General features: G+C 70.3%; 20 protein-coding genes. 15 read left to right on the top strand and 5 right to left on the bottom strand.

Features of this window, described 5'->3' with window-relative positions; translation table 11 throughout:
* Positions 1–616: 616 nt before the first annotated feature.
* Positions 617–1,702, bottom strand: coding sequence for a LacI family DNA-binding transcriptional regulator (locus tag ACYSUO_RS35835; protein WP_461780389.1), 1,086 nt, complete (start codon positions 1,700–1,702; stop codon positions 617–619).
* Between the two features lie 272 nt (positions 1,703–1,974).
* Between ACYSUO_RS35835 and ACYSUO_RS35830 the strand changes: the two genes are divergently transcribed.
* From ACYSUO_RS35830 to ACYSUO_RS35815, 4 genes are all read left to right on the top strand, one after another.
* Positions 1,975–3,249: an extracellular solute-binding protein gene (locus tag ACYSUO_RS35830; protein ID WP_461780388.1), complete on the top strand. Its 1,275-nt coding sequence runs from the start codon at positions 1,975–1,977 to the stop codon at positions 3,247–3,249.
* Between the two features lie 98 nt (positions 3,250–3,347).
* On the top strand, positions 3,348–4,340 hold the full coding sequence (locus tag ACYSUO_RS35825) for a carbohydrate ABC transporter permease (protein WP_461780387.1): 993 nt from the start codon (positions 3,348–3,350) through the stop codon (positions 4,338–4,340).
* Between the two features lie 19 nt (positions 4,341–4,359).
* Complete coding sequence (locus tag ACYSUO_RS35820; protein ID WP_461780386.1) at positions 4,360–5,283, top strand: sugar ABC transporter permease; 924 nt, start codon at positions 4,360–4,362, stop codon at positions 5,281–5,283.
* Between the two features lie 24 nt (positions 5,284–5,307).
* Entirely contained in the window at positions 5,308–6,969 is a 1,662-nt protein-coding gene (locus tag ACYSUO_RS35815) for a glycoside hydrolase family 13 protein (protein ID WP_461780385.1), read from the top strand.
* Positions 6,970–7,099: 130 nt separating this feature from the next.
* Here ACYSUO_RS35815 and ACYSUO_RS35810 read toward each other — a convergent pair whose 3' ends face one another.
* A complete protein-coding gene (locus ACYSUO_RS35810) occupies positions 7,100–8,533 on the bottom strand; it encodes an alpha-amylase (protein WP_461780384.1) in 1,434 nt (477 codons plus the stop codon).
* Positions 8,534–8,751: 218 nt separating this feature from the next.
* On the opposite strand from ACYSUO_RS35810, the gene pulA reads away from it, so the two are divergent.
* The 4 genes from pulA (at position 8,752) to ACYSUO_RS35790 (ending at position 17,383) form a co-directional block, all read left to right on the top strand.
* The gene (pulA, locus tag ACYSUO_RS35805) at positions 8,752–14,070 is read left to right on the top strand and encodes a pullulanase-type alpha-1,6-glucosidase (RefSeq protein WP_461780383.1); all 5,319 of its coding nucleotides are present in this window, start codon (positions 8,752–8,754) and stop codon (positions 14,068–14,070) included.
* 45 nt (positions 14,071–14,115) lie between these two features.
* Entirely contained in the window at positions 14,116–14,928 is an 813-nt protein-coding gene (locus tag ACYSUO_RS35800; protein ID WP_461780382.1) for a MerR family transcriptional regulator, read from the top strand.
* Between the two features lie 156 nt (positions 14,929–15,084).
* Entirely contained in the window at positions 15,085–16,662 is a 1,578-nt protein-coding gene (locus ACYSUO_RS35795) for a molybdopterin-dependent oxidoreductase (RefSeq protein ID WP_461780381.1), read from the top strand.
* Between the two features lie 79 nt (positions 16,663–16,741).
* Positions 16,742–17,383, top strand: coding sequence for a fasciclin domain-containing protein (locus tag ACYSUO_RS35790; protein ID WP_461780380.1), 642 nt, complete (start codon positions 16,742–16,744; stop codon positions 17,381–17,383).
* A gap of 51 nt (positions 17,384–17,434) precedes the next feature.
* Here the strand turns inward: ACYSUO_RS35790 and ACYSUO_RS35785 are convergent, their stop codons facing one another.
* On the bottom strand, positions 17,435–17,806 hold the full coding sequence (locus ACYSUO_RS35785) for a DoxX family protein (protein ID WP_461780379.1): 372 nt from the start codon (positions 17,804–17,806) through the stop codon (positions 17,435–17,437).
* Positions 17,807–18,021: 215 nt separating this feature from the next.
* Between ACYSUO_RS35785 and ACYSUO_RS35780 the strand changes: the two genes are divergently transcribed.
* Genes ACYSUO_RS35780 through ACYSUO_RS35760 form a run of 5 tightly spaced genes read left to right on the top strand, consistent with a single transcriptional unit; the run spans position 18,022 to position 23,431 of the window.
* Complete coding sequence (locus ACYSUO_RS35780) at positions 18,022–19,299, top strand: NAD(P)/FAD-dependent oxidoreductase (protein WP_461780378.1); 1,278 nt, start codon at positions 18,022–18,024, stop codon at positions 19,297–19,299.
* A gap of 50 nt (positions 19,300–19,349) precedes the next feature.
* Complete coding sequence (locus ACYSUO_RS35775) at positions 19,350–20,048, top strand: DUF1365 domain-containing protein (RefSeq protein WP_461780377.1); 699 nt, start codon at positions 19,350–19,352, stop codon at positions 20,046–20,048.
* Positions 20,045–21,325 carry a class I SAM-dependent methyltransferase gene (locus ACYSUO_RS35770; RefSeq protein ID WP_461780376.1) on the top strand — a complete coding sequence of 427 codons (1,281 nt, stop codon included), beginning with the start codon at positions 20,045–20,047 and terminating at the stop codon, positions 21,323–21,325. Before ACYSUO_RS35775 ends, ACYSUO_RS35770 begins: the two co-directional genes overlap by 4 nt.
* The gene (locus ACYSUO_RS35765; RefSeq protein WP_461780375.1) at positions 21,322–22,632 is read left to right on the top strand and encodes a class I SAM-dependent methyltransferase; all 1,311 of its coding nucleotides are present in this window, start codon (positions 21,322–21,324) and stop codon (positions 22,630–22,632) included. Before ACYSUO_RS35770 ends, ACYSUO_RS35765 begins: the two co-directional genes overlap by 4 nt.
* Positions 22,625–23,431 carry a DUF1295 domain-containing protein gene (locus ACYSUO_RS35760; protein WP_461780374.1) on the top strand — a complete coding sequence of 269 codons (807 nt, stop codon included), beginning with the start codon at positions 22,625–22,627 and terminating at the stop codon, positions 23,429–23,431. Before ACYSUO_RS35765 ends, ACYSUO_RS35760 begins: the two co-directional genes overlap by 8 nt.
* A gap of 40 nt (positions 23,432–23,471) precedes the next feature.
* Here ACYSUO_RS35760 and ACYSUO_RS35755 read toward each other — a convergent pair whose 3' ends face one another.
* Together ACYSUO_RS35755 and ACYSUO_RS35750 are read right to left on the bottom strand one after the other, a co-directional pair.
* Entirely contained in the window at positions 23,472–24,224 is a 753-nt protein-coding gene (locus ACYSUO_RS35755; RefSeq protein WP_461780373.1) for an anti-sigma factor, read from the bottom strand.
* The gene (locus tag ACYSUO_RS35750) at positions 24,221–24,805 is read right to left on the bottom strand and encodes a sigma-70 family RNA polymerase sigma factor (protein ID WP_461780372.1); all 585 of its coding nucleotides are present in this window, start codon (positions 24,803–24,805) and stop codon (positions 24,221–24,223) included. Before ACYSUO_RS35750 ends, ACYSUO_RS35755 begins: the two co-directional genes overlap by 4 nt.
* A gap of 226 nt (positions 24,806–25,031) precedes the next feature.
* On the opposite strand from ACYSUO_RS35750, the gene ACYSUO_RS35745 reads away from it, so the two are divergent.
* A complete protein-coding gene (locus ACYSUO_RS35745) occupies positions 25,032–25,487 on the top strand; it encodes a MarR family winged helix-turn-helix transcriptional regulator (protein ID WP_461780371.1) in 456 nt (151 codons plus the stop codon).
* Positions 25,484–26,884, top strand: coding sequence for an MFS transporter (locus ACYSUO_RS35740; protein ID WP_461780370.1), 1,401 nt, complete (start codon positions 25,484–25,486; stop codon positions 26,882–26,884). Before ACYSUO_RS35745 ends, ACYSUO_RS35740 begins: the two co-directional genes overlap by 4 nt.
* The last annotated feature ends 38 nt before the right edge of the window (positions 26,885–26,922 follow it).

The raw sequence follows: 26,922 nt of genomic DNA, 5'->3' as shown, positions 1-26,922 counted from the left end.
GTCGCCCGCGGCGCCCAGCGTGCGCCGTTGCCGACTACGGGTGTCTTACCCCCGCCACCCCCCGTGGTGGGAGAGGGAAGTCTGGGGGCGGGGGCCGCCCCCCGCCGGGGGCCCGCCCCCGGCCGAGGAGGCGCAAATTACGCGGCGTCGCCGCAGAGGTAGTAGCAGGCCGTGGTCAGACGGATGGGCCCTGCCTTGCGGACAGAAATCTTCTTCATGGTGTTCCCCCTTCCGGGGCATCGGAGTTGTGCGAATTCCGGAATCGCGGTGCTGGAGCAAGCTTTGACATGCGAATTCGGGCATGTCAACGCGGAATTGAAGCATCCGTACATAATTTCCGGAACTGTTTTCGCGGCCGCTTTCCCGCTGTTTTCGGGCAGGGGGAAGCGGCACTCCTCACACGGGGAAAAAAGAAAGCAGAGTTCACTTGGTAAGCAAGGAGAAGAGATCGAAACGGGCGCGGCGCCTTCGGTCGGCCGCGCCACCCGTGATCAGCGGTGCGCTCTGCGTGCCATCCGTACCTCCCGCACGGCCCCCGTAGCAGCCCGGTGCGCCCCGGGCTCAGTGCAGGATACGGAGCGGGGTGGCACAGCGTTCAGCACTCTTTGCCCTGCGGTCAGCGCCGAGCCACGATGTTGGGCCCCGACGCCGTCGACCCCCGGACCACCAGCTCCGGCATGAACACGAACTCCGTGTGCGGCGCGGGAGTCCCACCGATCTCCTCGAGCACCGTGCGCACCGCCGCCTGCCCCATCGCCTGGACCGGCTTACGGATCGTCGTGAGCGGCGGGTCCGTGAACGCGATGAGCGGGGAGTCGTCGAACCCGACCACCGAGATGTCGTCAGGTACCTCGAGCCCCCGCTGTCGCGCCGCCCGGATCGCGCCGAGCGCCATCATGTCGCTGGCGCACACGATCGCCGTGCAGCCGCGGTCCATGAGGTCGCAGGCCGCGGCCTGTCCGCCCTCCAGTGTGTACAGGGAGTGCTGGACGAGCTCGCGCTCGATGTCGTCGGGGGAGAGGTCGAACCGGTCGCGCATCGCCCGCACGAAGCCCTCGATCTTCCGCTGCACCGGCACGAACCGCTTCGGCCCCAGCGCCAGGCCGATCCGCGTGTGGCCCAGCGAGCCGAGATGGGTGACCGCCAGTTGCATGGCCGCCCGGTCGTCCGGCGAGATGAACGGCGCCCGCACCTGCGGCGAGAACCCGTCCACGAGCACGAACGGCACGCCCTGCGCCCGGAGTTGCTCGTAGCGACGCATGTCCGCGGTGGTGTCCGCGTGCAGTCCCGACACGTAGATGATGCCGGTGACACCACGGTCGACGAGCATCTCCGTCAGCTCGTCCTCGGTCGAGCCGCCGGGGGTCTGTGTCGCGAGGACGGGTGTGTAGCCCTGGCGGGTCAGGGCCTGGCCGATGACCTGGGCGAGCGCCGGGAAGATCGGGTTCTCCAGCTCGGGCGTGATCAGGCCGACGAGCCCCTCGCTGCGCCGGCGCAGCCGCACGGGACGTTCGTAGCCGAGCACGTCGAGCGCGGCGAGGACCGACTGGCGGGTGGCCGCGGCGACGCCCGGCTTGCTGTTGAGGACCCGGCTCACCGTCGCCTCGCTCACCCCCGCCTGCGCCGCGATGTCGGCGAGACGCGCGGTCGCGGGCGGAGCCGGGACCGCCTTGCGGGCGGCCTGGGCGGGCAGCTGGGTCATCGCACTCCTTGTGGGGGCCAAGAGCTGAGGGAGCTTGCAAGAGTCCCGATGATCCCTGTGACGCGCCCCCGTGGCAAGAGCTTGCAGGCCCTTGCAGCGCCACATAGGCCCATGTAACGGGCGATAACCACCCGCTATGTGCCGCAACTTGGAGGTCACGAAGCCGTAACCTCCGCCCATCTCTGCAATATTTTTCAGCAAGGTCTTTCCTCGGGCTTGCAGCGCTGTTACGTTCACGTCGCTCAGTCGGGCCCAACCCTCTAGGAGTTCTCATGCGGCGTGGCATTGTGGCCACCGCGGTGGTGGCGTCCCTCGCACTCGCGGCGACGGCCTGCGGTGGAAGTGACGACAGCGGCGACAAGGCGTCGGGCCCGGTCACCATCACGTGGTGGGACACCTCGAACGCGACGAACGAGGCACCCACGTACAAGCAGTTGGCCAAGGACTTCACCAAGGCCAACCCGGACATCAAGGTCAAGTACGTCAACGTGCCCTTCGACCAGGCGCAGAACAAGTTCGACACGGCGGCCGGCGCGAGCGGCGCCCCCGACGTGCTGCGCGCCGAGGTCGGCTGGACCCCGGCGTTCGCCAAGAAGAGCTACCTGCTGCCGCTCGACGGCACCGAGGCGCTCGCCGACAAGGACAAGTTCCAGGCGTCGCTCATCAAGCAGGCCCAGTTCGACGGGAAGACCTACGGCGTCCCGCTCGTCACCGACACCCTCGCCTTCGTCTACAACAAGGCCCTCTTCAAGAAGGCGGGCATCACCGAGGCGCCCACCAGCTGGGACCAGTTGAAGAAGGACGCGGCCAAGGTGAAGGCCGAGACCGGCGCCGACGGCTTCTGGGGCTCCACGGCCGGCTACTACGCCGAGCCGTTCCTGATGGGCGAGGGCACCGACACCGTCGACCCCGCGGGCAAGAAGATCACCATCGGCTCCGCCGCCGCCAAGAAGGGCCTCACCACCTGGAAGGGCCTGTTCAGCGGCAAGGGCCTGCACAAGGCCGACGCCACCGCGGACGCGTACGCGCACATCCAGGACGCGTTCGTGAACGGCAAGGTCGCCTCGACCATCCAGGGCCCGTGGGAGATCACGAACTTCTACAAGGGCTCCGCGTTCAAGGACAAGAAGAACCTGGGCATCGCCACCGTCCCGGCAGGATCCGGCGGCAAGCCGGGCGCCCCGACCGGCGGCCACAACCTGTCCTTGTACGCGGGTTCGGACAAGGCCCACCAGGAGGCCTCGCTGAAGTTCGTGAAGTGGATGACGTCGGCGAAGACGCAGGAGCAGATCGCCCTGAAGAACGCGACGCTGCCCACCCGCCAGGACGCGTACACCGCGAAGGTCACCGCCGACCCCGGCATCGCCGGCTACCAGAAGGTGCTCAGCAGCGCGAAGCCGCGCCCGGAGCTGCCCGAGTACAGCTCGCTGTGGACGCCGATGGACCAGGAGCTGCCGAAGGTCGCCACCGGCAAGGAGTCCCTGGACCAGGGCGTGAGCAGCCTGGAGACCTCGTTCGCCAAGCTGCTGCCCGGCTTCTCCAAGTGACCCGCTAGCAACGGCCGGTTCGCGCCCCGGAGGGGTGGGCGCGAACCGGCACAGCCCTGTCGCAGCCCTGCCGCAGCTCGATTCAGAAGGTGCCCCGCATGACCCTTGCCGTCGACCGCCCGGCCGCGAAGAAGCGCGCGCCGCGCCCAGGCCCGATCCGGCGCTTCAAGGACTCGTACCGCACGTACTGGTATGCGTACGCGATGATCACCCCGGTGGTCGTCGTGCTCGGTGTCCTCGTTGTCTACCCGCTGGTGCGCGGCTTCTACCTGACGCTCACCGATGCCAACAGCCTCAACTCGGCCCGCACCATCGGTGTCAACCAGATCGAGGCCACCTACAAGTTCATCGGCCTCGACAACTACGCCGACATCCTGTGGGGCCCCTCCTCGTACGACCGCTTCTGGTCGCACTTCGTGTGGACCATCGCATGGACGGCGATCTGCGTCGCCCTGCACTACTGCATCGGGCTCGGCCTCGCACTGCTCCTCAACGAGAAGCTGCGCGGACGCACCTTCTACCGGCTGATGCTGATCCTGCCGTGGGCGGTCCCGACCTTCGTCACCGTCTTCGCGTGGCGCATCATGCTCGCCGACTCCGGGATCATCAACGTGGCCCTCGGCTCGCTGCATCTGCCGCAGCCGAGCTGGTTGGAGGACCCGACCTTCCAGCGGATCGCCGCGATCCTCGTCAACACGTGGTGCGGTGTGCCGTTCATGATGATCTCGCTGCTCGGCGGGCTCCAGTCCATCGACGCGTCGCTGTACGAGGCCGCCGAGATGGACGGCGCGACCGCCTGGCAGCGCTTCCGGCACATCACGCTGCCGGGCCTCAGGCCGGTCAGCTCGACCGTCGTCCTGCTCGGCATCATCTGGACGTTCAACCAGTTCGCGATCATCTTCCTGCTCTTCGGCAACACGGCACCGGACGCGCAGATCCTCGTCACCTGGGCCTACCGCCTCGGCTTCGGGCAGCAGCCGCGCGACTTCGCGCAGTCCGCCGCGTACGGCGTGCTGCTCCTGTCGATCCTCACCGTCTTCACGTCCTTCTACTACCGCTGGTTGAAGCGCAATGAGCAGCTCGCCGTCTGAAGCCGCAGGAGCCGACATCATGAGCACCACCACCACCCGCTCCGCGTCGCGGATCCCCGCACAGCGCCCCGCGACCGACGCCGCTCCCACGAACAACCGGCGCGTACGCAGGCGCGGTGAGCGCAGCCCGCTCGCGAAGGCCCTCACGCACGGCGTCCTCGCCGTGGCGAGCCTCATCGCGCTGTTCCCCGTCGTCTGGCTGGTGTATCTGTCGCTGGGGCCCGACAAGGACGACTATCTGCACCCGGGCAACATCCTCAGCAAGGCGACCCTCGACAACTACGGCTACGTCCTGGAGCACACCCAGTTCTTCTACTGGGCGGCGTCGACGCTGATCGTGGCGCTCGGCACCACGCTCGTCGGCGTGCTGTTCGCGGCGACGACCGGCTACGCCGTCTCCCGCATGCGTTTCCCCGGGTACCGCTCGCTGATGTGGGTGCTGCTGCTGACGCAGGCCTTCCCGATCGCCGTGCTGATCGTGCCGATCTACGAGATCTTCTCGGAACTCGGCCTGATCGACACCTACCAGGGCCTCATCCTCATCAACTGCACGACGATCGTGCCCTACTGCACCTGGCTGCTGAAGGGCTACTTCGACACCATCCCCGCGGAGATCGACGAGGCGGGCCGGATCGACGGGCTCAGCCCGTTCGGCACCTTCTGGCGCCTCATCCTGCCGCTCGCGAAGCCGGGCATCGCGGTCGCCGCGTTCTACGCCTTCATCACGGCGTTCGCCGAGGTCGCCTTCGCCAACACCTTCCTGCTCAGCGACACCAAGTACACCTTCGCGATCGGCCTGTCGAGCTTCGTCAGCGAACACGACGCGCAGTGGAACCTGATGGCCGCGACCGCGGTGTTGATCGCCATCCCGGTGACCGCTTTCTTCTACCTTGTCCAGAAGCACCTGGTCACCGGCCTGACCGCCGGCGGGACCAAGGGCTGAACCCGGCTACGCAGCAAGGACATCATGAGCCAGCACTCCACGGACGAGCCGGTGGCCGCCGCCACCACGACCCGCCGGGCCACCGACTGGTGGCGGGACGCGGTCATCTACCAGGTCTATCCGCGCAGCTTCGCGGACAGCGACGGCGATGGCACCGGTGACCTCGAAGGCATCCGCCGACGCCTGCCGCATCTGCGCGAGTTGGGCGTGGACGCGGTGTGGCTGTCCCCCTTCTACGCCTCGCCGCAGGCCGACGGCGGCTACGACGTCGCCGACTACCGGGCCGTCGACCCCATGTACGGCACCCTGCTCGACGCCGACGCGGTGATCCGCGACGCGCACGCGCTCGACCTGCGCATCATCGTCGACCTCGTGCCCAACCACTCCTCGGACCAGCACGAGTGGTTCAAGCGGGCGGTCGCGGACGGCCCCGGATCGCCGCTGCGCGACCGCTACCACTTCCGCGCCGGCAAGGGCGCCAACGGCGAACTCCCGCCCAACGACTGGGAGTCCATCTTCGGCGGCCCCGCCTGGACGCGGCTCCCGGACGGCGAGTGGTACCTCCACCTCTTCGCGCCCGAGCAGCCCGACCTCAACTGGGAACACCCGGCGGTCGCCGACGAGTTCCGCTCCATCCTGCGCTTCTGGCTGGACATGGGCGTCGACGGCTTCCGCGTCGACGTCGCCCACGGCCTCGTCAAGGCGGAAGGGCTGCCGGACATCGGCGGCGGCGAGCAGCTGAAGCTCCTCGGCAACGACGTGATGCCGTTCTTCGACCAGGACGGCGTGCACGAGATCTACCGCTCGTGGCGCACGATCCTCGACGAGTACGACGGCGAGCGCATCTTCGTCGCCGAAGCGTGGACGCCGACCGTCGAGCGCACCGCGAACTACGTCCGCCCCGACGAGCTGCACCAGGCCTTCAACTTCCAGTACCTGGGCGCCCCTTGGGACGCGGAGGGCCTGCGCGAGATCATCGACAGCTCCCTCGACGCGATGCGGCCCGTCGGCGCCCCGGCCACCTGGGTCCTCTCCAACCACGACGTCACCCGGCACGCCACCCGCTACGCCAACCCGCCCGGCGGCACCCAGATCCGCACCCCCGGCGACCGCGAACTCGGCCTGCGCCGCGCCCGCGCCGCCACCCTGCTGATGCTCGCCCTGCCCGGCTCGGCGTACATCTACCAGGGCGAGGAGCTCGGCCTCCCGGACGTCACCGACCTGCCCGACGAGGTCCGCCAGGACCCCTCGTACTTCCGCGCCGAGGGCCAGGACGGCTTCCGCGACGGCTGCCGAGTGCCGATCCCGTGGACCCGCACCGGCCCCTCGTACGGCTTCGGTGACGGCGGCAGCTGGCTCCCGCAGCCCGACAGCTGGGCGGAGTTGAGCGTCGAGGCGCAGACCGGCGACCCGGACTCGACGCTTGAGATGTACCGCTCGGCGCTCGCGCTGCGCCGGGCCACACCGGGCCTCGGCGCCGGCGACGGTGTGAAGTGGCACGGGGACGCGCCGCAGGGCGTGCTCCACTTCGAGCGCTCCGGCTTCGCCTGCACGGTCAACACGACGGACGCGGCGGTGCGCATCCCGGCCCCCGGCACGGTACTGCTCGCCTCGGCGCCGGTCACGGTGACGGACGGAGACATCGACCTGCCCGCCGACACGACGGTCTGGTGGGAAATCGCCTGACCCCCGGCACGGCACGCGGAAGGGGCGGCACCCGGCCGGGTGCCGCCCCTTCCTTCGTGTGGAGGTCGCCGCACGGCGAGGCCGTGCACGGAATCGTGCACGGCCTCGCATCGAAGGGGTACCGGTGTGCCTACGAGGTGTGGAAGGCCACCGCGCTCTTGGCCGGCACCTTGAGTTCCACCTTGCCGCCGGAGACCGTCACCGAGCCCTCGCCGACGACGTTGTCGTACGTGCCGTCGGGCACGCTCGTCGTGTACGTGTGCGTGTTCTCGGCGGACGAGTTGTTGATGGCGACGAAGCCGGTGTCACCGCGCCCGAAGCCGATCACGTTCGAGGCCGGTGACTGCCAGTCCGCCACCGCCTTGCCGGCCGCCGCGTTGTGCCAGCCCACCATGCCGGTGATCGCCTTGTCGCGGTCCAGGCACGCCCAGTCGCCCGAGCAGTCGGTGCCGGTGACCATGCCGCTGCCGTCGTTCGGCGGCGCCTGGTCGCTCTGGTCGAACTTCCAGGCCGCGTAGACCGAGGGTCGCCCGTAGCCGCGCGCCAGTTGGAAGACGTTGGCGAGGGTGGCGGTGGCGCCGTCCTTGTAGCTGAGGGTGTAGCCGTTGCGCTCGGTGTCGTGGTTGGTGACGAAGGTGTTGGAGTGCTCCTCGTCGGCCAGGCCCCAACTGCTGCCGAAAGACGACAGGTTGGCGATGTCACCACCGCCGAACTGAGACTTCATGGCGGCCGCGTACGTGAAGTCGAGGACGTCACCGTTGCCGTAGTAGTCGCCGAGGGCGGGCGGGTTGCCCGGGTAGACCTCCTGTGTGACGTACGGGGCGTCGCCCGCGGTCGTGGTGTGCAGGGCGCCCACGATGGCGTTCAGGTCGCCGGTGGGTATGTGCTTCGCGGCGTCGACGCGGAAGCCGTCGACACCGAGGTCGATCTGCTTGTTGAGGAAGCCCGCGATCTTCTCGCGGACGCCCGACTCACCCGTGTCGAGGTCGGGCATGCCGAGCAGCTCGCAGTTCTGCACCTCCTGCTGGTCCGACCAGTTGGCGATCGTCTTCTTGCAGTCGTCGCTGTCGGCCGGGTCGTAGTCGGGGGTGTCGTACTGATTGCCGATGGTGGTGCCTGCGTAGCCGGTGCCGGTCTGGGCGGCCGTGTGGTTGATGACGGCGTCCGTGTAGACCTCGATGCCGGCCGAATGGCAGGTGTCGACCATGGACTTGAAGTCGCTCGCGCTGCCGAAGCGGCTGTCGAGCTTGTACGAGTACGGCTGGTAGACGTCCCACCAGTAGAGGTCGGCCTGCTTGAGGGACTCCTCGGGCGGGGCCACCTGGACGGCTCCGTAGCCCGCCGGGTCGAGGGTGTCGGTGCACTCCTTGGCGACCGAAGTCCAGTTCCACTGCCACAGGTTGGCGATGACATCACCGTTGGGTGTGCCGGTGTCCGCGGCGGTCGCGGTCGGGGCGGGCAGGGTCACCATGCCGCCGAGAGTGAGGGCGCCGAGGGCCACCGCGGTGGCGGTGCGGCGTCGCCGACGAGGGCTTTTGGGTGTGAGGGGTGTGTCGTGCTGCATGTGCGGCTCCTGAATGTGGGGTTCTGGTGGCGCGTCGTGAGCGTGGGGCAGACGAGTGGGCCCCGTCAATGGGCTGGTTGAAAATTCTTGCTACATCTTTCGCAACTCTTGCAGTCGTGTTCCGGCAGGCGTTACGGTCACGCGGCGGACCGGCCCGACCTCCCCACGCGCGTGGCCGGTCCGCCCCAATACGCCGCATCCCGCGAGGAGTTCATGACGTGAGCCGCAGCCCGATTCGCGTACCGCACAGACGCGCCGCCGCGTACACCGCGGCCGCCGCGCTCCTCGTGACGCTGGCCCAGCCCCTGGCGGCCCGCGCCGCCGCGCCGCCCCCGCCGCCGTCGGACGCGAAACTCGCGGCCGAGCCGGCCCGCCACGACCTCACCCGCGAGCAGTACTACTTCGTGCTCCCGGACCGCTTCGCGAACGGCGACACCGCCAACGACAAGGGCGGGCTCACCGGTTCGCGCCTCGCGACCGGCTACGACCCCACCGACAAGGGCTTCTACCAGGGCGGCGACCTCAAGGGCCTGACGAACCGGCTCGACTACATCAAGGACCTCGGGACCACCGCGATCTGGCTGGCCCCGATCTTCAAGAACAAGCCCGTGCAGGGCGAGGACAAGGACGCCTCGGCCGGCTACCACGGCTACTGGATCACCGACTTCACGCAGGTCGACCCGCACTTCGGCAGCAACGCCGACCTCAAGAACCTGATCTCCAAGGCCCACGGCAAGGGCATGAAGGTCTTCTTCGACGTCATCACCAACCACACCGCCGACACGGTCGACTACACCGAGAAGAAGTACGGCTACCGCCCCAAGGGCGCCTACCCGTACCTCGACACCAAGGGCCGACCCTTCGACGACGGCAAAGGTGTCAAGGCGAAGGTCGACGCGGACTCCTTCCCGTACACACCGAAGAACACCGGCGAGATGGTGCCGTCCTGGCTCAACGACCCGACGTTGTACCACAACCGGGGCGACTCGACCTGGGAGGGCGAGTCCACGACGTACGGCGACTTCTCCGGCCTCGACGACCTGTGGACCGAACGCCCCGAGGTCGTCTCCGGCATGGAGAAGATCTACGAGAAGTGGGTGCGGGACTTCGCCGTCGACGGCTTCCGCATCGACACCACCAAGCACGTCAACATGGACTTCTGGACGCAGTGGGCGACGGCGCTCGACAAGTACGCCGCCGAACGCGGCCGCAAGGACTTCTTCATGTTCGGCGAGGTCTACTCCGCCGACACCGACGTGACATCGCCGTACGTCACCCAGGGCCGCCTCGACGCGACGCTCGACTTCCCGTTCCAGGACGCGGCCCGCGCCTACGCCTCGCAGGGCGCCTCCGCCGACAAACTCGCCAAGGTCTTCGCCGACGACTACAAATACGCCACCGACAAGGCGAACGCGTACGAGCAGGTCACCTTCCTCGGCAACCACGACATGGGCCGCATCGGCACGTTCCTGAAGGCCGACAACCCCAAGGCGTCCGAAGCGGAACTCGTCCAGCGCGACAAGCTCGCCAACGAGTTGATGTTCCTCTCGCGCGGCAACCCCGTCGTCTACTACGGCGACGAGCAGGGCTTCACCGGTGCGGGCGGCGACAAGGACGCCCGGCAGACCATGTTCGGCTCGAAGGTCGCGGACTACGTCGACGACGACGAGCTCGGCACCGACCGCACGCACGCCGACGCCGCGTACGACACGAAGCACCCGCTGTTCACGTCCATCGCCGCGCTGTCGAAGCTCCGCAAGGACAACCCGGCGCTCACCGACGGAGCACAGAAGGAGCTGTACGCGAAGGACTCCGTGTACGCCTTCTCGCGCACCGGAGACGACCGCGAGTACGTCGTCGCCGTGAACAACGCGAGCGAGGCGAAGACGGCCGAGCTGCCGGTGGAGTCGGCCAAGTTCCGTTCCATATACGGTGATTCGAGTTCCGTGGCGGCGTCCGACGGTCGCGTGAAGGTCACCGTGCCCGCGCTGTCGTCGCTCGTCCTGCGCGCCTCGTCGAAGCTCCCCGCCGCTGCCGCGAAGCCCACGCTGGCCCTGAAGGCCCCCGCCGCCGGAGCCACCGGCACGCTCACCCTCTCCGCCGACCCCGGCGACACGGCCTCGGCCCGCGTCGTCTTCGCCGCACAGGTGGGCAACGGCAAGTGGCGCACGCTCGGTTCCGTCGACCACGCCCCGTACAAGATCACGCAGCACATCCCGGAAACGGTGGCGGCAGGAACGGCCCTGCGGTACAAGGCAGTTGTGGTCGACCGCCCCGGACGCACCGCCGGCGCCCTCGCCGACACGGTGGCGGGCCAGGCGCCCGCGCCCGAGAAGCCCACAGCCGTGGACCGGGACTACGCGGTCGTCCACTACAAGCGTGCCGACGGCGACTACGACGGCTGGCGGCTCACGTCCGGTGACACCTCGGCCGAGTTCGTGGGCCGGGACGCCTACGGAGCCTTCGCCTGGGTGAAGGTCCCCGACGGCGCGGAATCGGTGTCGTACACGATCGACAAGTCCGGCACGGCCGACGGGCCTCAGCGCACCATCGACCTCGGGAAGACCGGCGAGGTCTGGGTCGAACAGGGCAAGGACGCGCAGTCCGCGACCAGGCCCGACGGCGCCTACCCGCCGCAGGACGCTAACAAGGCCGTCATCCACGTGCACCGCCCCGACGGCGACTACGACGGCTGGGGCCTGCACACGTGGACCGGCGCCGCGAACCCCACCGACTGGTCGAAGCCGCTGCAACCCACCGGCAAGGACGCGTACGGCGTGACCTTCGAGGTGCCGCTCGCCGACGGCGCGACCTCGCTCAGCTACATCCTCCACAAGGGCGACGAGAAGGACATCGCCACGGACCGCTCGCTCGACTTCGCCACATACGGCAAGGAGGCATGGCTCAACTCCGGTGACACCAACTACCTTCTCCCGTCCGTGGGTTCGGGGGCGGACCTCGACCTCTCGAAGGCCGAGGCGCAGTGGATCGACTCCGACACCGTCGTCTGGAAGGTGAAGGCCACCGCCGCCACCAGCCAGCAGCTGGTGTACGCGCCGGAGGGCGGGATCGGCGTCGATGACGGCGCGCTGACCGACGAGGGGCAGTGGCTGCGGCTGAACCCCGGTGCGTTGAGCGACGCACAGAAGGCCAAGTACCCCCATCTCAAGGACTATTCGGCGTTCACCGTCGACCCGCGCGACCGCGACCGGGTGCGTGAGGTGCTGCGCGGGCAGCTGATCGCCACGCAGCGGGCGGCGAACGGGGCGCTGCTCGCGGCGACCGGCGTACAGACGGCGGGCGTCCTCGACGACACCTACGCGGACGCCGCCCAAAAGGCCGACCTGGGCCCGGTGTTCAAGAACGGAAAGGTGGCCCTGTCGGTGTGGGCGCCGACCGCCCGTGAGGTGTCCCTCGAACTCGACGGGAAGACCCTGCCCATGCGCCGCGACGACGCGAGCGGCGTCTGGTCGGCGACCGGGTCCGCGTCCGCGTGGCGCGGCAAGGAGTACCGGTACGCCGTGCGGGTGTGGGCGCCCAGCGTCCAGAAACTCGTCACGAACAAGGTCACCGACCCGTACTCCGTGGCGCTCACCGCGAACTCGGAGCGCAGCCTCGTCGTCGACCTCGACGACAAGTCCCTTGCCCCGCAAGGATGGTCGGGCCTGACCAAGCCCAAGGCCGTACCCATGAAGGACGCGCAGATCCAGGAACTCCACGTCCGGGACTTCTCGGTCGAGGACGAGACGACACCGGCGAAGGACCGCGGCACGTACCGCGCATTCACCGACAAGAACACCGACGGCTCGAAGCACCTGCGCAAGCTCGCGAAGTCCGGTACCTCGTACGTGCACCTGCTGCCGGCCTTCGACATCGCGACGATCCCCGAAAAGAAGTCCGAACAGGCCGCCCCTGGCTGCGACTTGAAGTCGGCGGCCCCCGACAGTGACAAGCAGCAGGAGTGCGTCGGCAAGACGGCCGGCAAGGACGCCTACAACTGGGGCTACGACCCGTACCACTACACGGTCCCCGAGGGCTCGTACGCCAGCGACCCCGACGGCACCGGACGCACCGTCGAGTTCCGCAAGATGGTCAAGTCGCTGAACGAGGACGGCCTGCGGGTCGTCATGGACGTCGTCTACAACCACACGGCGGCCAGTGGCCAGGACAAGACATCCGTCCTGGACCGCACCGTGCCCGGCTACTACCAGCGGCTCATGGCCGACGGCTCGGTCGCGAACTCCACCTGCTGTGCGAACACGGCGCCCGAGAACAAGATGATGGGCAAGCTGGTCGTCGACTCGATCGTGACCTGGGCGCGCGAGTACAAGGTCGACGGCTTCCGCTTCGACCTGATGGGACACCACCCGAAGGCCAACATCCTCGCGGTCCGCAAGGCCCTCGACGCCCTGACCCTCGAGAAGGACGGTGTCGACGGCAAGAAGATCATCCTCTACGGGGAGGGCTGGAACTTCGGCGAGATCGCCGACGACGCCCGCTTCGTGCAGGCCACGCAGAAGAACATGGCGGGCACCGGCATCGCCACGTTCTCCGACCGGGCGCGGGACGCGGTGCGCGGCGGCTCGCCCTTCGACGAGGACCCGGGCGTGCAGGGCTTCGCCTCCGGCCTCTACACCGACCCCAACACCTCGAAGGCGAACGGCACTTCGGCCGAGCAGAAGGCCCGGCTGCTGCACTACCAGGACCTCATCAAGGTGGGCCTGTCGGGGAACCTCGCGGCCTACGAGTTCACGGACACCGGCGGCCGCACGGTCAAGGGCTCCGACGTCGACTACAACGGCGCTCCCGCCGGCTACGCGGACGCCCCCGGCGACGCCCTCGCCTACGCCGACGCGCACGACAACGAGTCCCTCTACGACACGCTGACGTACAAACTGCCCGCGACGACGAGCGCGGCGAACCGCTCCCGTATGCAGGTCCTCGCGATGGCCACGGCGGCCCTCTCCCAGGGACCGGCGCTCTCCCAGGCCGGCACCGACCTGCTGCGCTCGAAGTCACTCGACCGCAACTCGTTCGACAGCGGCGACTGGTTCAACGCGATCCACTGGGACTGCCGTGCGGGCAACGGCTTCGGACGCGGCCTGCCGATGGCCGCCGACAACGAGGCCAAGTGGCCCTACGCGAAGCCTCTGTTGGCGTCGGTGAAGGTACCGGGCTGTGCCGAGATCGAGGGGACGTCGGCCGCGTACCAGGACCTCCTGAAGATCCGCACCACCGAGCCCGCCTTCCGGCTGCCAACGTCCGCGGAGGTCCAGAAGTCCCTCTCCTTCCCGCTCTCCGGCAAGGACGAGACACCAGGTGTCATCACGATGCGGCTCGGTGATCTCGTGGTGGTCTTCAACGCGACGCCCGACCGGCAGAAGCAGAAGGTCGCCGACCTCGCGGGGAAGGGGTACCGGCTCCATCCGGTGCAGGCCGGCGGCTCGGACGAGGGGGTGAAGTCGGCCTCGTACACGAAGGGCTCGGGCACCTTCGAGGTACCGGCCCGTACGGTGGCGGTGTTCACCGCGAAGTAGCGGCTTGACTCTCACACCGTGTGAGCCCGTGGACTGGGAGACATCATGTTCACCATCGGAGAGTTCGCCCGGCACGGGCGTGTGTCGGTCCGCATGTTGCGTCACTACGACGCGACGGGACTGCTGCGCCCTGCCCATGTCGACCCGGCCACGGGCTACCGCCACTACACCGCCGCCCAGCTCGCACGCCTCAACCGCGTGATCGCGCTCAAGGGCCTCGGGTTCACGCTCGAACAGGTCGGGGAGCTGCTGGACGAGAAGATCGACTCCGGTCAGCTGCGCGCCATGCTGCGGATGCGGCGCGCGGACCTGGAGGCGGAGATGGCCGCGGCGGCGGCCCGGCTGACCGGCGTCGAGGCGCGGCTCCGATCGATCGAGAGCGAGGGATCCATGCCCACCGACGACGTCGTCATCAAACCCCTGCCGGGTGTACGCGTGGCCGAACTGACCGCCGTGGCGGCCGACTTCGAGCCCGGCTCCATCAGCCCGGTCATCCAGCCGCTGTACGGGGAGCTGTTCCAGCGCCTCGAAGCGGCCGGGATCCGTCCCACCGGGCCCGGCATCGCCCGCTACGAGGACGCGCCCGGCGGCGGCATCCTCGTCCACGCGGGCGTCGAGGTGTCCGCCGAGCCGCGCGAGGACGACGGGCTGCGCATCCTCGATGTGCCGTCCGTCGAACGCGCCGCGACGATCGTCCACCGCGGCTCCATGGACGCGGTGCTGCCGACGGTCCAGACCCTGGCCCGCTGGATCGACGCGCACGGGCACCGGTCGGCCGGCTATCCCAGGGAGATCACCCTGGAGTGCCCCGAGGACCGGGAGGATTGGGTGACCGAGTTGCAGGAGCCGCTGGCCTGAGCCGAGCACCCCCGCCCCGACCTGCCCGTTTCCACCGTTTCTCACTCGATCGAATGAGAACCCCATCCACGCACCCGTCGGTTCCGTATTCCCCATGTGACAGCAGAGGGAAGTGATCGACGCGGGACGCGGCTCCGCCGTGCGGTGCGCGGCGCGGTGGCCGGGCTCGTGGCCGGGGCTGCCGCGCTGGCGGCCGCCGAGCCGGTGGCCGCCCTGGTGCGTCCGCAGACGGCTCCGCTCACCGTCGTGGGCGGCGCGGCCATCGACCGTGCGCCCACACCGGTGAAGGAATGGGCGATCCGCACGTTCGGCACCGACGACAAGCCGATGCTGCAACTCGGCATCGTGGCCGTCCTGGTGGTCCTCGCGTGCGCGCTCGGTGTCGTCGCGGTACGGCACCGGCGGGTCGGTTCGGCGGGCGTGCTGCTGATCGGTCTGGTCGGGGCAGCCGCCGCGCTGACCCGCCCCGACGCGGCCGGTCTACTGGACACCCTGCCGTCGCTGGTGGCGGCCGTGGTGGGCGCGCTGGTCCTGTACTGGCTGAGCGGTCTCGCGGCGAGGGACCGGGCGGCGGAGGCGGGGGTGTCCGCACCTGCGGATGAGGCGGCACCCACACCCACGCCCGCACCCACCCCCCGGAACCCACTCGCCCGACGCCCCTTCCTGCTCGCCGTAGGTGGCACGGCCGTCGGCAGCGTCGCCATCGGCGCCCTGGGCCGTGGTCTGGCCGGATCGCGCGGCAGCGGTGCCCGCGCCTCCCGTGAGGCGCTCACCCTCCCCGCCCCGGCCTCGCCCGCGCCGCCCGTCCCTAAGGGGACCCAGCTGCGCATCCCCGGCGTCAGCCCCTTCCGTACGCCGAACAGCGACTTCTACCGCGTCGACACCGCCCTCGTCGTCCCCGAGGTCGACGCCGGTACTTGGCGGCTCCGGCTGCACGGCAAGGGTGTGGCACGTCCCATGACCTTCACCCTCGACGACCTGCTCGGCCGCGATCTCATCGAGCGTGACATCACCCTGACCTGCGTCTCCAACGAGGTCGGCGGTCCCTACGCCGGAAACGCCCGCTGGCTCGGCGTCCCGCTCGCCACGCTGCTGCGCGAGGCCGGAGTGCGCCCACCCCAAGACGGTGGCCCCGCCGACCAGTTGGTGGCCCGATCCGTCGACGGCATGACCATCGGCACCCCTGTCGACGACGTCATGGACGGCCGCGACGCCCTCCTGGCCGTCGGCATGAACGGGCAGCCGCTGCCCTTCGCGCACGGCTTCCCGGTGAGGATGGTGGTGCCGGGCCTCTTCGGCTACGTCTCCGCATGCAAGTGGCTCACCGACCTCGAACTGACCACGTTCGACGCCTACGACCCGTACTGGGTGAAGCGGAAGTGGGCCCGCCGCGCGCCCATCAAGACGCAGGCCCGTATCGACACACCCAAGCCGTTCGCCCACCCGAAAACCGGCACCGTGATGGTCGCCGGAGTGGCCTGGGCGCAGCACCGCGGCATCGACAAGGTCGAGATCCGCGTCGACGACGGGCCCTGGGAGGCCGCCGAACTGGCCGCCGAGGACTCCAGGGACACCTGGCGCCAATGGTCGTACGCCTGGCGTGCCACCAAAGGCGGTCACACCCTGACCGTCCGCGCCACCGACCGCACGGGCGACGTCCAGACCGCACAACGCGCCGGGACCTTCCCCGACGGGGCGTCCGGACGACACACGGTGGTGGTCACCGTGGACTGACCAAAGCCCCAAAGCCCCAATCCCCAAACCCCCAAGTCCCAAAGCCTTTTACCCACACCGTCACCACCAGGAGACAACGATGAACACCCTCCGTACCCGCCGCGCCGCAATCGCCCTCGCCGCGGCCGCCGTGCTCCCGCTGGCCCTCAGCGCCTGCTCCAGCACGGACACCAAGGACAGCGCCTCCGACACCGCCAAGAAGTCCAGCTCCAAGGCCTCGCCCTCCGAGGACATGTCCTCGAAGAGCAAGCCCTTCGGCCCGGGGTGTGCTTCGGTGCCCAAGGACGGTGCCGGTTCCTTCGACGGCATGGCCAAGGACCCGGTGGCCACCGCCGCGTCGAACAACCCGGCGCTCTCCACGCTCGTCACCGCCGTGAAGAAGGCCGGTCTGGTCGACACCCTCAACAACGCCGAGAACGTCACGGTCTTCGCGCCCACCAACGACGCCTTCGCGAAGATCCCCAAGGCCGACCTCGACAAGGTCCTGAACGACAAGGCCCAGCTGACGAAGATCCTCACGTACCACGTGGTGGGTCAGAAGCTGGAGCCGAAGGACCTGGAGAAGGGCTCGTTCGAGACGCTGGAGAAGTCGAAGCTGACGACCTCGGGCTCCGGTGAGTCCTACAAGGTCAACGACTCCGCGAACGTCGTCTGCGGCAACGTGAAGACGGCCAACGCCAACGTCTACATCATCGACAGTGTGCTGATGCCGAAGAGCTGACGCGCGGATCGCGTGGTCGGGCGTGGTGGGCCGGACAACGGTCCACCACGCTCAGCGCGTCGCGTCGCGCGCCACCTTGCGCGCCCACAGCACCAGCGGGATCTGCAGCGGAACCCGCGCCTGGACGGCCCGTCGCAGCGGCGCGGGGCGGTCCTTCCAGTCGGCCGCCATCTGGATGTTGGCGGGCACGACGGCGACGAAGAACGCGGCAGCCGCGGTGGCGGAGCGGGCCCGGGTGCGCGGCACGGCGATGCCCGCCGCGAGTGCCAGCTCCACCACACCGCTGGCCTGCGTCCAGAAGCGCGGGGAGCCGGGAAGCCGGCGCGGCACGATGGCGTCGAACTGCTTCGGGATCAGGAAGTGGGCGACTCCGGCCCCGGCCAGCAGGCCGGCGAGGAGGTCGGAGGAGCGGGCGCGACGCAAGGGTGCCTCCTGGCTGCGGGGAGCGGCGTGCGGTGCGGTCCGCCTGATCTTACTCAGCGGTAACCATTGACGTCGAGGGCCACACGGACACCAACAGGTGCATCCCCGACGCGCCGATCACCCGAAAGGATGTTGAGCGGCCCGGCCAATCCACGCACGCCCCCGCTCCGGATCACAGGTGAGAGGCCCGAGCGGGGCCGGTCGGGAGGAGCACGATGTCAGGCGGGGCGAGGCGGCACACGGCCGTCATCGGCAGCGGAGTGGCGGGTCTCACGGCGGCGCACATTCTCGGGCGCAGCCACCAGGTCACCCTGTACGAGGCCGACGACCGGCTCGGAGGCCACGCGCACACCCATGACCTGGCGTCGGCTGACGGCCGGGTGCACCAGGTGGACTCCGGGTTCATCGTGCACAACCGGCGTACGTACCCCAACCTGCTGCGTCTCTTCCGTGAGCTCGGCGTGGCCACGCAGGAGTCGGAGATGAGCATGTCCGTGCGCTGCGAGGGCTGCGGCCTGGAGTACGCGGGTGCTCGCGGGCCGCGCGGACTGTTCGCCCGGCCGCGCAGCGCGCTGCGGCCGTCGTACCTGCGCATGCTGGGGGAGGTGCCGCGCTTCCACCGGGCGGCCCGCCGACTCCTCGCGGAGGCCGGGCAGGGTGAACTGCCACTCACGCTCGGCGAGTTCCTCGCCCGCGAGCGCTTCTCGCCCTACTTCGTCGCCCACTTCATGACACCTGTCGTCTCCGCGGTCTGGTCGTGCGACGGGCACACCGCGAGGCAGTACCCCGCCACCCACCTCTTCCGGTTCCTCGACCACCACGGGATGCTCGCGGTGTCCGGCTCGCCGGTCTGGCGCACCGTGACCGGCGGCTCCCACCGCTACGTCGAACGCGTCGCCAAGAACCTCGACGCCGTGCACACCGGCACCCCGGTGCGCGCCGTGCGGCGACACACCACGGGCGCCGATGTCACCACTGACCGCCTCGGCACGGTCACGTACGACTCCGTGGTCCTCGCCACCCACCCCGACCAGGCGCTGCGCCTCCTCGCCGACGCCGACGACTACGAACGCGCGGTGCTCGGCGCGTTCCGCTACTCCCGCAACCCGACGCTCCTGCACACCGACACCCGCGTCCTGCCGCGCAGCCCGGCCGCCCGGGCCTCCTGGAACTACCTGATGCCGTCGTGCGACACGGACGCGGCGGGCGTCCGCGTCAGCTACGACATGAACCGGCTGCAACGCCTCGATGCCCCCGAACGGTTCCTCGTCACCCTCAACGGAGCCGACCGCGTCGAGGAGTCCAACGTCCTGGCGCGCATGGTCTACGAACACCCCGTCTTCACCCCCGAGTCCGTGGCCGCCCAGCGCCGCCTGCCCGAACTGAACGGCCCCGTCACGGCGTTCGCCGGCGCCTACCACGGCTGGGGCTTCCACGAGGACGGCTGCCGGTCGGGCGTCGCGGCCGCCGCCGCGCTGGGGGTGACGTGGTGAGGTCCCCGACGGCCGGCACACCCGCCCTCTACCCCTGCACCGTCGCGCACGTGCGTACCGGCCCGGTGCGTCACACCCTGCGCCACCGCACGTACCTGTGGCTCATCGACATCGACCGGCCGCCCCGACTCCCGTACCCCCTGCGCTGGTTCGCCCGCTTCGACGCCCGCGACCACCTCGGCGGCGACGCACCCACCCTGCGCGGGCGCCTGGACACGTTCCTCGCGGCGAACGGTGTCGACCTCGCGGGAGGCCGGGTCGAGATGCTCGCCCACGCCCGTGTCCTCGGGCACGTCTTCAACCCGCTCACCGTCTACTGGTGCCACGACGCCGACGCCCCGGAAGGACCGCCGCGCTGCGTCGTCGCCGAGGTCCACAACACGTACGGCGAACGCCACTGCTACCTGCTGCACCCGGGCGCCGACCACCGGGCGCGCACGGACAAGGAGTTCTACGTCTCGCCGTTCTTCGAGGTCGAGGGCCGCTACCGGATGCGGCTCGCGCCACCCGGTGCACGGCTCGACCTGATGATCCGTCTGGAGGGCGGCTCTGCACCGCCGTTCACGGCCACCGTCCGCGGCCTGCGCCGCGCCGCGACCCCGCTCGGGATCGCGCGCACCGTGCTGCGCCACCCGCTTTCCACGCGCGCGGTGTCCGCCGCGATCCGGTGGCACGGCGTACGGCTGCTGCTGCGCGGCCTGCGCATCGTGCCCCGCCCCCGCCACCAGCCGCAGAAAGGCATGCAATGAGGCTCACCCCGACCGCGACCCCGGCCGCCGCCCCGCTCACCACCCGCGCCGAGGTGGACGCGGCGCGCTGGCCCGACGTCGCCGCGCTGCCGCCCGCGTCCCGGGCCCGGACGGCCGTCGCCGCGACCGTGGTCCGCTCCGCCCTGCACCGACTCCCGTTGCGCGTACGGTACTTGAGGGAGAAACCGGTGGGCCTGGGAGGCCCCGTGCTGGACGTACGCGATCCGGAGGCGTTCCACCGCAGAATCGGCGCCCGGGGCCTCATCGGCTTCGGCGAGTCGTACCAGGCGGGGGAGTGGGACGCGCCCGACCTCGTCGGCGTGCTCACCGTTCTCGCCCAGCACGTGAGCACCCTCGTGCCCGCCCCGCTGCAACGGCTGCGCGGACTGTGGGCGCAGCGCCAGCCCGATGCCCGGCGCAACACCGTGCAGGGCTCCCGCGCGAACATCAGCCACCACTACGACCTCTCCAACGACCTGTTCGCCCTGTTCCTCGACGACACGCTCAGCTACTCCTCAGCGATCTTCCGCGGCTTCCCCGCCGACTGGTCCGTGCTGGCCGCCGCCCAGCACCGCAAGATCGACCGGCTGCTCGACCTCGCCGAGGTCGGCGCAGGCACCCGCGTCCTGGAGATCGGCACCGGCTGGGGCGAACTCGCCCTGCGCGCCGCCGCCCGCGGCGCCCACGTCACCTCGCTGACGCTCTCCGCCGAGCAGCAGGAGCTCGCCCGCCGACGCATCCAACAGGCGGGCCTCACCGACCGGGTGAGCGTCGAGCTGCGCGACTACCGCGAGAGCACGGGCACGTACGACGCCGTGCTCAGCGTCGAGATGGTCGAGGCCGTCGGCGAGGAGTACTGGACGGGCTACTTCCGCACCCTCGACGACCGGCTCGAGCCCGGCGGCCGCGCCGCCGTCCAGGCCATCACCATGCCGCACGACCGGATGCTCGCGACCCGGGACACGTACACCTGGATCCAGAAGTACGTGTTCCCCGGCGGGCTGCTGCCGTCCGTCGAGGCCGTCGACCGGATCACTCGCGACCACACCCGGCTGCGCACCGCACGCCGTGACGCGTTCGGACCGCACTACGCCGAGACGCTGCGGCTGTGGCGCGAGCGGTTCACCGAGCGGGCCGACGAGGTCGCGGCCCTCGGTTTCGACGAGACGTTCCGCCGCATGTGGACCCTCTATCTCGCCTACTCGGAGGCCGGGTTCCGCTCCGGGTACCTCGATGTCCAGCAGTTCCTGTTCACCAAGGAGAGTGCGCGCCGATGACCCCGAAGCCCACCCGGACAGGCGCCGCGGACCGGCTCGCCGCACTCGCCGAGGAAGCGCTCGGCGGTCCGCTCCCGCTGCGCCTGCGTGCCTGGGACGGCAGCGAGGCGGGCCCGACCGGCACCCCTGTGGCCGTGATCCGCACCCGCCGCGCCCTGCGCCGCCTCCTGTGGAATCCGGGCGAACTCGGCCTGTCCCAGGCGTACATCACCGGCGACATCGACGTCGACGGGGACCTCGGCGAGGCCCTGCGCACGATGTGGCGGGCGGCGCGGGAGCGGTCCGTGCACGCGCCGCGCGTCACCCTCGCCGTCCGCGCCCGCGCCGCACGCACGCTGCTGCGCCTCGGCGCCGTCGGACCCCCGCCCGCGCCCCCGGCAGGCCAGGCCCGGCTGCGCGGCACACTGCACAGCAGGGCCCGCGACCGCGCCGCCATCAGCCACCACTACGACTTGTCGAACGCCTTCTACCGGTTCCTGTTGGACGACACGATGGCCTACTCGTGCGCGTACTGGCCGGACGAGGCACTACAGGACGCCCAGCCCGCCACCCTGGCCGCCGCCCAGCGCGCCAAGCTCGAACTCGTCTGCCGCAAGCTCGACTTGAAGGCCGGCGACCGCCTCCTCGACGTCGGCTGCGGCTGGGGTTCGCTCACGCTGTACGCCGCCGAGCAGCACGGCGTGCACGTCACCGCGGTCACCCTCGCCGCGGAACAGGCCGCCCACGTAAGGGAACAGGCGACGGCGCGAGGCCTGGACGAGCGCGTCGAGGTGCTCTGCCAGGACTACCGCGAACCCGCGGGTGGCCAGTACGACGCGGCCGCCACCATCGAGATGGGTGAACACGTCGGCGACGCCGAATACCCGGCTTTCGCCGTGCTGTTGAACGACCGGGTCAGGCCCGGCGGCCGGATCCTCGTCCAGCAGATGTCCCGGCAGCACACCGCGCCGGGCGGCGGCGCGTTCATCGAGGCGTTCATCGCCCCGGACATGCACATGCGCCCGCTGGGGGACACGGTGACGCTCCTCGAACAGGCGGGCCTGGAGGTCCGCTCCGTCGAGGCACTGCGGGAGCACTACGTCCGCACGGTCGACGCCTGGCACCGGACCCTGGAGGAGAACTGGGACGACGCGGTGCGGCTGCTCGGCGAGGAGGGCGCGCGGGTGTGGCGGCTGTACCTCGTCGGCGGCGGGCTCGCCTTCGCGGAACGCCGGATGGGCGTAGACCAGATCCTGGCCGTGCGCCCCGACCCCACGGGCGGCACCGCGCTTCCGCTGCGCCTCGGCACCTGGAGCGGTCATGAGTGAGCTGAACTGGGGCGCGTTCGGCTGGAACGTCGCCGTCAGCGCGGGCGTGGTGCTCGCCGTCGTCCTGATCGCGTTCCTCATCGGCGTACGGACGGGGAAGCACCGGGGCGTCGACGTGGCGTGGGGTGCCGGGTTCGCGGCGGTCGCCGTCGCCACGTACGGGGTCTCCGCGGGCGAGGGCGACGCGGCGCGACGGCTGCTCGTCACCGCGCTCACCGCGGTGTGGGGTGTGCGGCTCGCGGTCCACATCGGCCGGCGCTCGCGCGGGCACGGCGAGGACCCGCGCTACGAACAGCTCCTCGCCAAGGCGCCCGGAAACCGCCAGTGGTACGCGCTGCGCATGGTGTACCTGCTCCAGGGCGCGCTCATCGTCCTGGTGTCGCTGCCGGTGCAGATCACCGCGTACGCGACCCGGCCGCTGTCCTTCCTCGCGGTCGCCGGAGCGGTGGTGTGGGCCGTGGGCCTGTTCTTCGAAGCGGTCGGCGACCACCAACTCGCCCGCTTCAAGGCCGATCCCGCGAACCGGGGCCGCCTCATGGACCGCGGCCTGTGGAGCTGGACCCGCCACCCCAACTACTTCGGCGACTTCTGCGTCTGGTGGGGCCTGTTCCTCATCGCATGCGAAGCGGGCCCACTACCTGCCGTGCTCGCCGTCGTCTCCCCGATGACCATGAGCTACCTGCTGATCGGCGGCAGCGGAAAGGCACTGCTGGAGCGGCACATGGCACAGCGCCCGGGGTACGCCGAGTACGCGGCCCGGACCAGCGGTTTCTTCCCGCGTCCGCCCCGCCGTGACTGAACCCCGGCCGTCCGCAGGACGGCCGGGGCCCCGCATGTGCCTACGTCGGCAGTGACATCAACGCCAGTGGCTTGGACGTCGGCCGGTCCGAACCACCGGCCGGCTCCACCGTGATCCCCATACCGGTCGAGTCGCCCACCGCGCCGGCCATCAGCACCGTCTGCGACTCGCGCCCCGGATCCATCAGGCCGGCCGAGCGCATCGTGCCGCCGTCGTCGAACCACAGCTGGTACGCCTTGCCGCGCGGCGGCGCCGTCATCCCGGACGCCACGAACACCGCCTTGTCCTGCTGCTCGGAGACCACGACGGTGCCGTTCGCCCCGCTGCCGAGCGACGCGGTGCGCACCTTCGCGTCGGGCGCGGCGAGGACCGCCGCCACCTCGTCCGTGCCGGCCTGCGCGGTGCGCGCCCGCTGCTGTGCGTCCTGTGCCTCCTGGTACTGCCACACCGTCGTACCGCCCAGCGCGACGATCCCGGCGAGGCAGGCGGCCAGCGTCCAGCGCGGAACACGCCGCGCCCGCCACGACAGCCGGGCCTTCGGGGTGTCCGGGGAGGTGCGCGGCGCCTCTTGGCGGACGGTCGTGATCCGTTGCAGCACCTGGTCCCTGAATCCGGCCGGGGGCACCATCGAGAGGCCCAGGCCGAGCCGGTTGGCCGTGGCGGACAGCTCCGCCACTTCCTGCGCGCAGGACTCGCAGGGGCCGAGATGCCGCTCGAACTCCTCCCGCTCGGCCTCGGTGAGTGCGTGCAGCGCGTACGCGCCCGTCAACGTGTGCAGATCCGCGGCGCTCACACGCTCACCCCCAGGCAGTCACGGAGCCGGATCAGACCGTCGCGCAGCCGCGTCTTGATGGTCCCCAGCGGCACCGACAGCAACTCGGCCACTTCGTGGTAGGTCAGACCCCGGTAGTACGCCAACGAGACGGACTCACGCTGGAGTTCGGTCAGCATGCGCAGACAGCGGCGCACCTGCTCGCGCTCCAGACGGGCCTCCACCTCCTCGGTCACCTCGTCGAACTCCGGTGTCCGGTCGAGCAGCGCCGCCTTGTGGTCCCGGGCGGCCGCGGCCTCCACCGAGCGGACCCGGTCGATCGCGCGCCGGTGCGCCAGGGTCAGCACCCAGTTGATCGCGGTGCCGCGGTCGGGCCGGTAGCGCGCCGCCGTCCGCCACACCTCGACGAGCACCTCCTGCGCCACCTCCTCGGACTGCGCACGGTCGCGCAGCACGCTGCGCACGACGCCGAGCACGGACCCGGCGACGACGTCGTACACCGACGCGAAGGCCTCCTGGTCGCCCCTGGCCACGTCGGCCATGAGTTCTTGCAGATCGGGCCCGGGTGCCGGGCCCGGGCCGATGTGGACGGCTTCCTTCACGTTCAGGTCCTCCAAGGCGCTGTACCGGTACGCGCGTGATCGCGGGTGCAGAAGTAATCCGGAGCCGAAGGCCCGACGGATGGGCCGGACTTTCTCGTACCTCATCACCTTCACGCGGGGGCGGTCCCGCGGATGCGCCGCCACGACCGGGACGGACCGACGTACTCGGCAGGAAAACTGTGCAGCCCAGGTTGCACAGCCTGGGCTGTCGATCTACCGTTGAGGCATGACCGACGACAGCGCACCGATCGAGGAGCTCGCGGCCCGGGCCACCGACGAGGTGTGGGTGATCATCAGCCGGCTCCGCCGCAAGCTGATGGCGCTCGACGTGGACCCCGAGGGTGAGCTTTCGCCCGCCCAGGCGTCCGTGCTCTCCCGGCTCGACAAGTACGGGCCCTCCACCGCCAGCGACCTCGCGGCGATCGAGAACGTGCGGCCGCAGTCCATGGCCAAGCACGTCATCGCCCTGGAGGAGCGCGGCCTCGTCGAGCGCCACGCGGACCCCGAGGACGGGCGCCGCCGCGTGGTCGCGCTCACCGAGGCGGGGCGCGAGCGACGTCAGGGTGTGCGCCGGGCGCGTCAGGCGTGGCTCGCCGGGCAGCTCGTCGAGCGCGGCAGCGAGGAGCAGCTGCGCGCCGTGATCACGGCGATGGCGCTGCTCGACGAGGTGACGCAGGCGTGAGCGGCATAGCCGAGCGCGTCCGGAGCGGGCGGAAGCGGGGCGCGGGCGACGGGTTCGACCGGCGCCTCGTCGCGCCGATGATGTTCGGGTCGATCCTGAACCCGATCAACTCCTCGATGCTCGCGGTGGCGCTCGTCCCGATCGGCCACGCCTTCGGCGTTCCGCCGTCCCGGACGGCCTGGCTCGTCTCCGCGCTGTATCTCGCCACGGCCGTCGGCCAGCCCGTGATCGGCCGGCTCGTCGACGCGTTCGGGCCGCGCAGGCTCTATCTGCTCGGCACCGCGCTCGTCGGTGTCGCGGGCCTGCTCGGCGTGCTCGCACCGAGCTTCTGGGTGCTGATCGTCTCCCGGGTGCTGCTCGGCTTCGGCACCTCCGCCGCGTACCCGGCCTCCATGTATCTGCTGCGCACCGAGTCCGAGCGCACCGGCATGAAGAGCCCCAGCGGCATCCTCGCCGCGCTGTCGGTGTCCAACCAGGTCATCGCCGTCATCGGCCCGACCCTCGGCGGCGTGCTGATCGGCCTCGGTGGCTGGCACCTCATCTTCGCGATCAACGTGCCGCTCTCCCTCGCCTGTCTCGTGCTCGGCGCGCTGCGGCTGCCGAAGCACGTCAGGGCGGGCCGCGAAGCCGACGCCACCACCTCCGCGGACGTGCCCGGCATGCTGCTGTTCGCCGGGTCGCTCACCGCCTTCATGCTGTTCCTCACGTCGCCGGGGGCCGCGCACTGGTACCTGCCGGTGATCGGCGCGGTCGCGGGCGCGGTCTTCGCCCGCAGGGAACTGGCCTCCGCCGACCCCTTCATCGACCTGCGCGTACTGAGCGGCAACACCCCGCTGCTCGCCACGTACGCGCGCCAACTCCTCGCGTACACAACGTCGTACGCGTTCCTGTACGGCTACAGCCAATGGCTCCAGGACGGCCGCGGCCTCGGCCCCGAACAGGCGGGACTTCTGCTGCTCCCGATGTCCCTGATGGCCATCGGTGTCACCGTCCTCACCGGGCGCCGCCCGCAGGTGCGCGGCAAGCTGTTCGTCGGCGGCATCGCCCAACTCGTCGGAGTGGCAGCCCTGTTGGGGCTGAACTCCAGCAGTCCGATCTGGCTCCTCGTCGTCATCGGCGCGGTCTTCGGCATCCCGCAGGGCCTCGTCGGCCTCGCCAACCAGAACGCCCTCTACGCCCAGGCCGACCCGGAGCGCACGGGCGCGTCCGCCGGACTGCTGCGCACGTTCACCTATCTCGGCGCGCTGCTCGCCTCCGCCGGGAACGCCGCGTTCTTCAAGACCGGTGCCGACACGGCCGGGCTGCACGAACTGGCCTGGATGCTCGTCGTCGTCTCCGTGCTGCTGCTCCTGGTGACCGCGGCCGACCGGGCGCTGCGCCGGGTCGGCCGGGACTGACGCCCCCACTCTTCTGTCAAGACCGTTCAACACTGCTC

Source organism: Streptomyces sp. UC4497 (assembly GCF_054871485.1).
The sequence above is the reverse complement of the archived record's forward strand: the minus strand, read 5'-3'. Positions and strand labels throughout refer to the sequence as shown.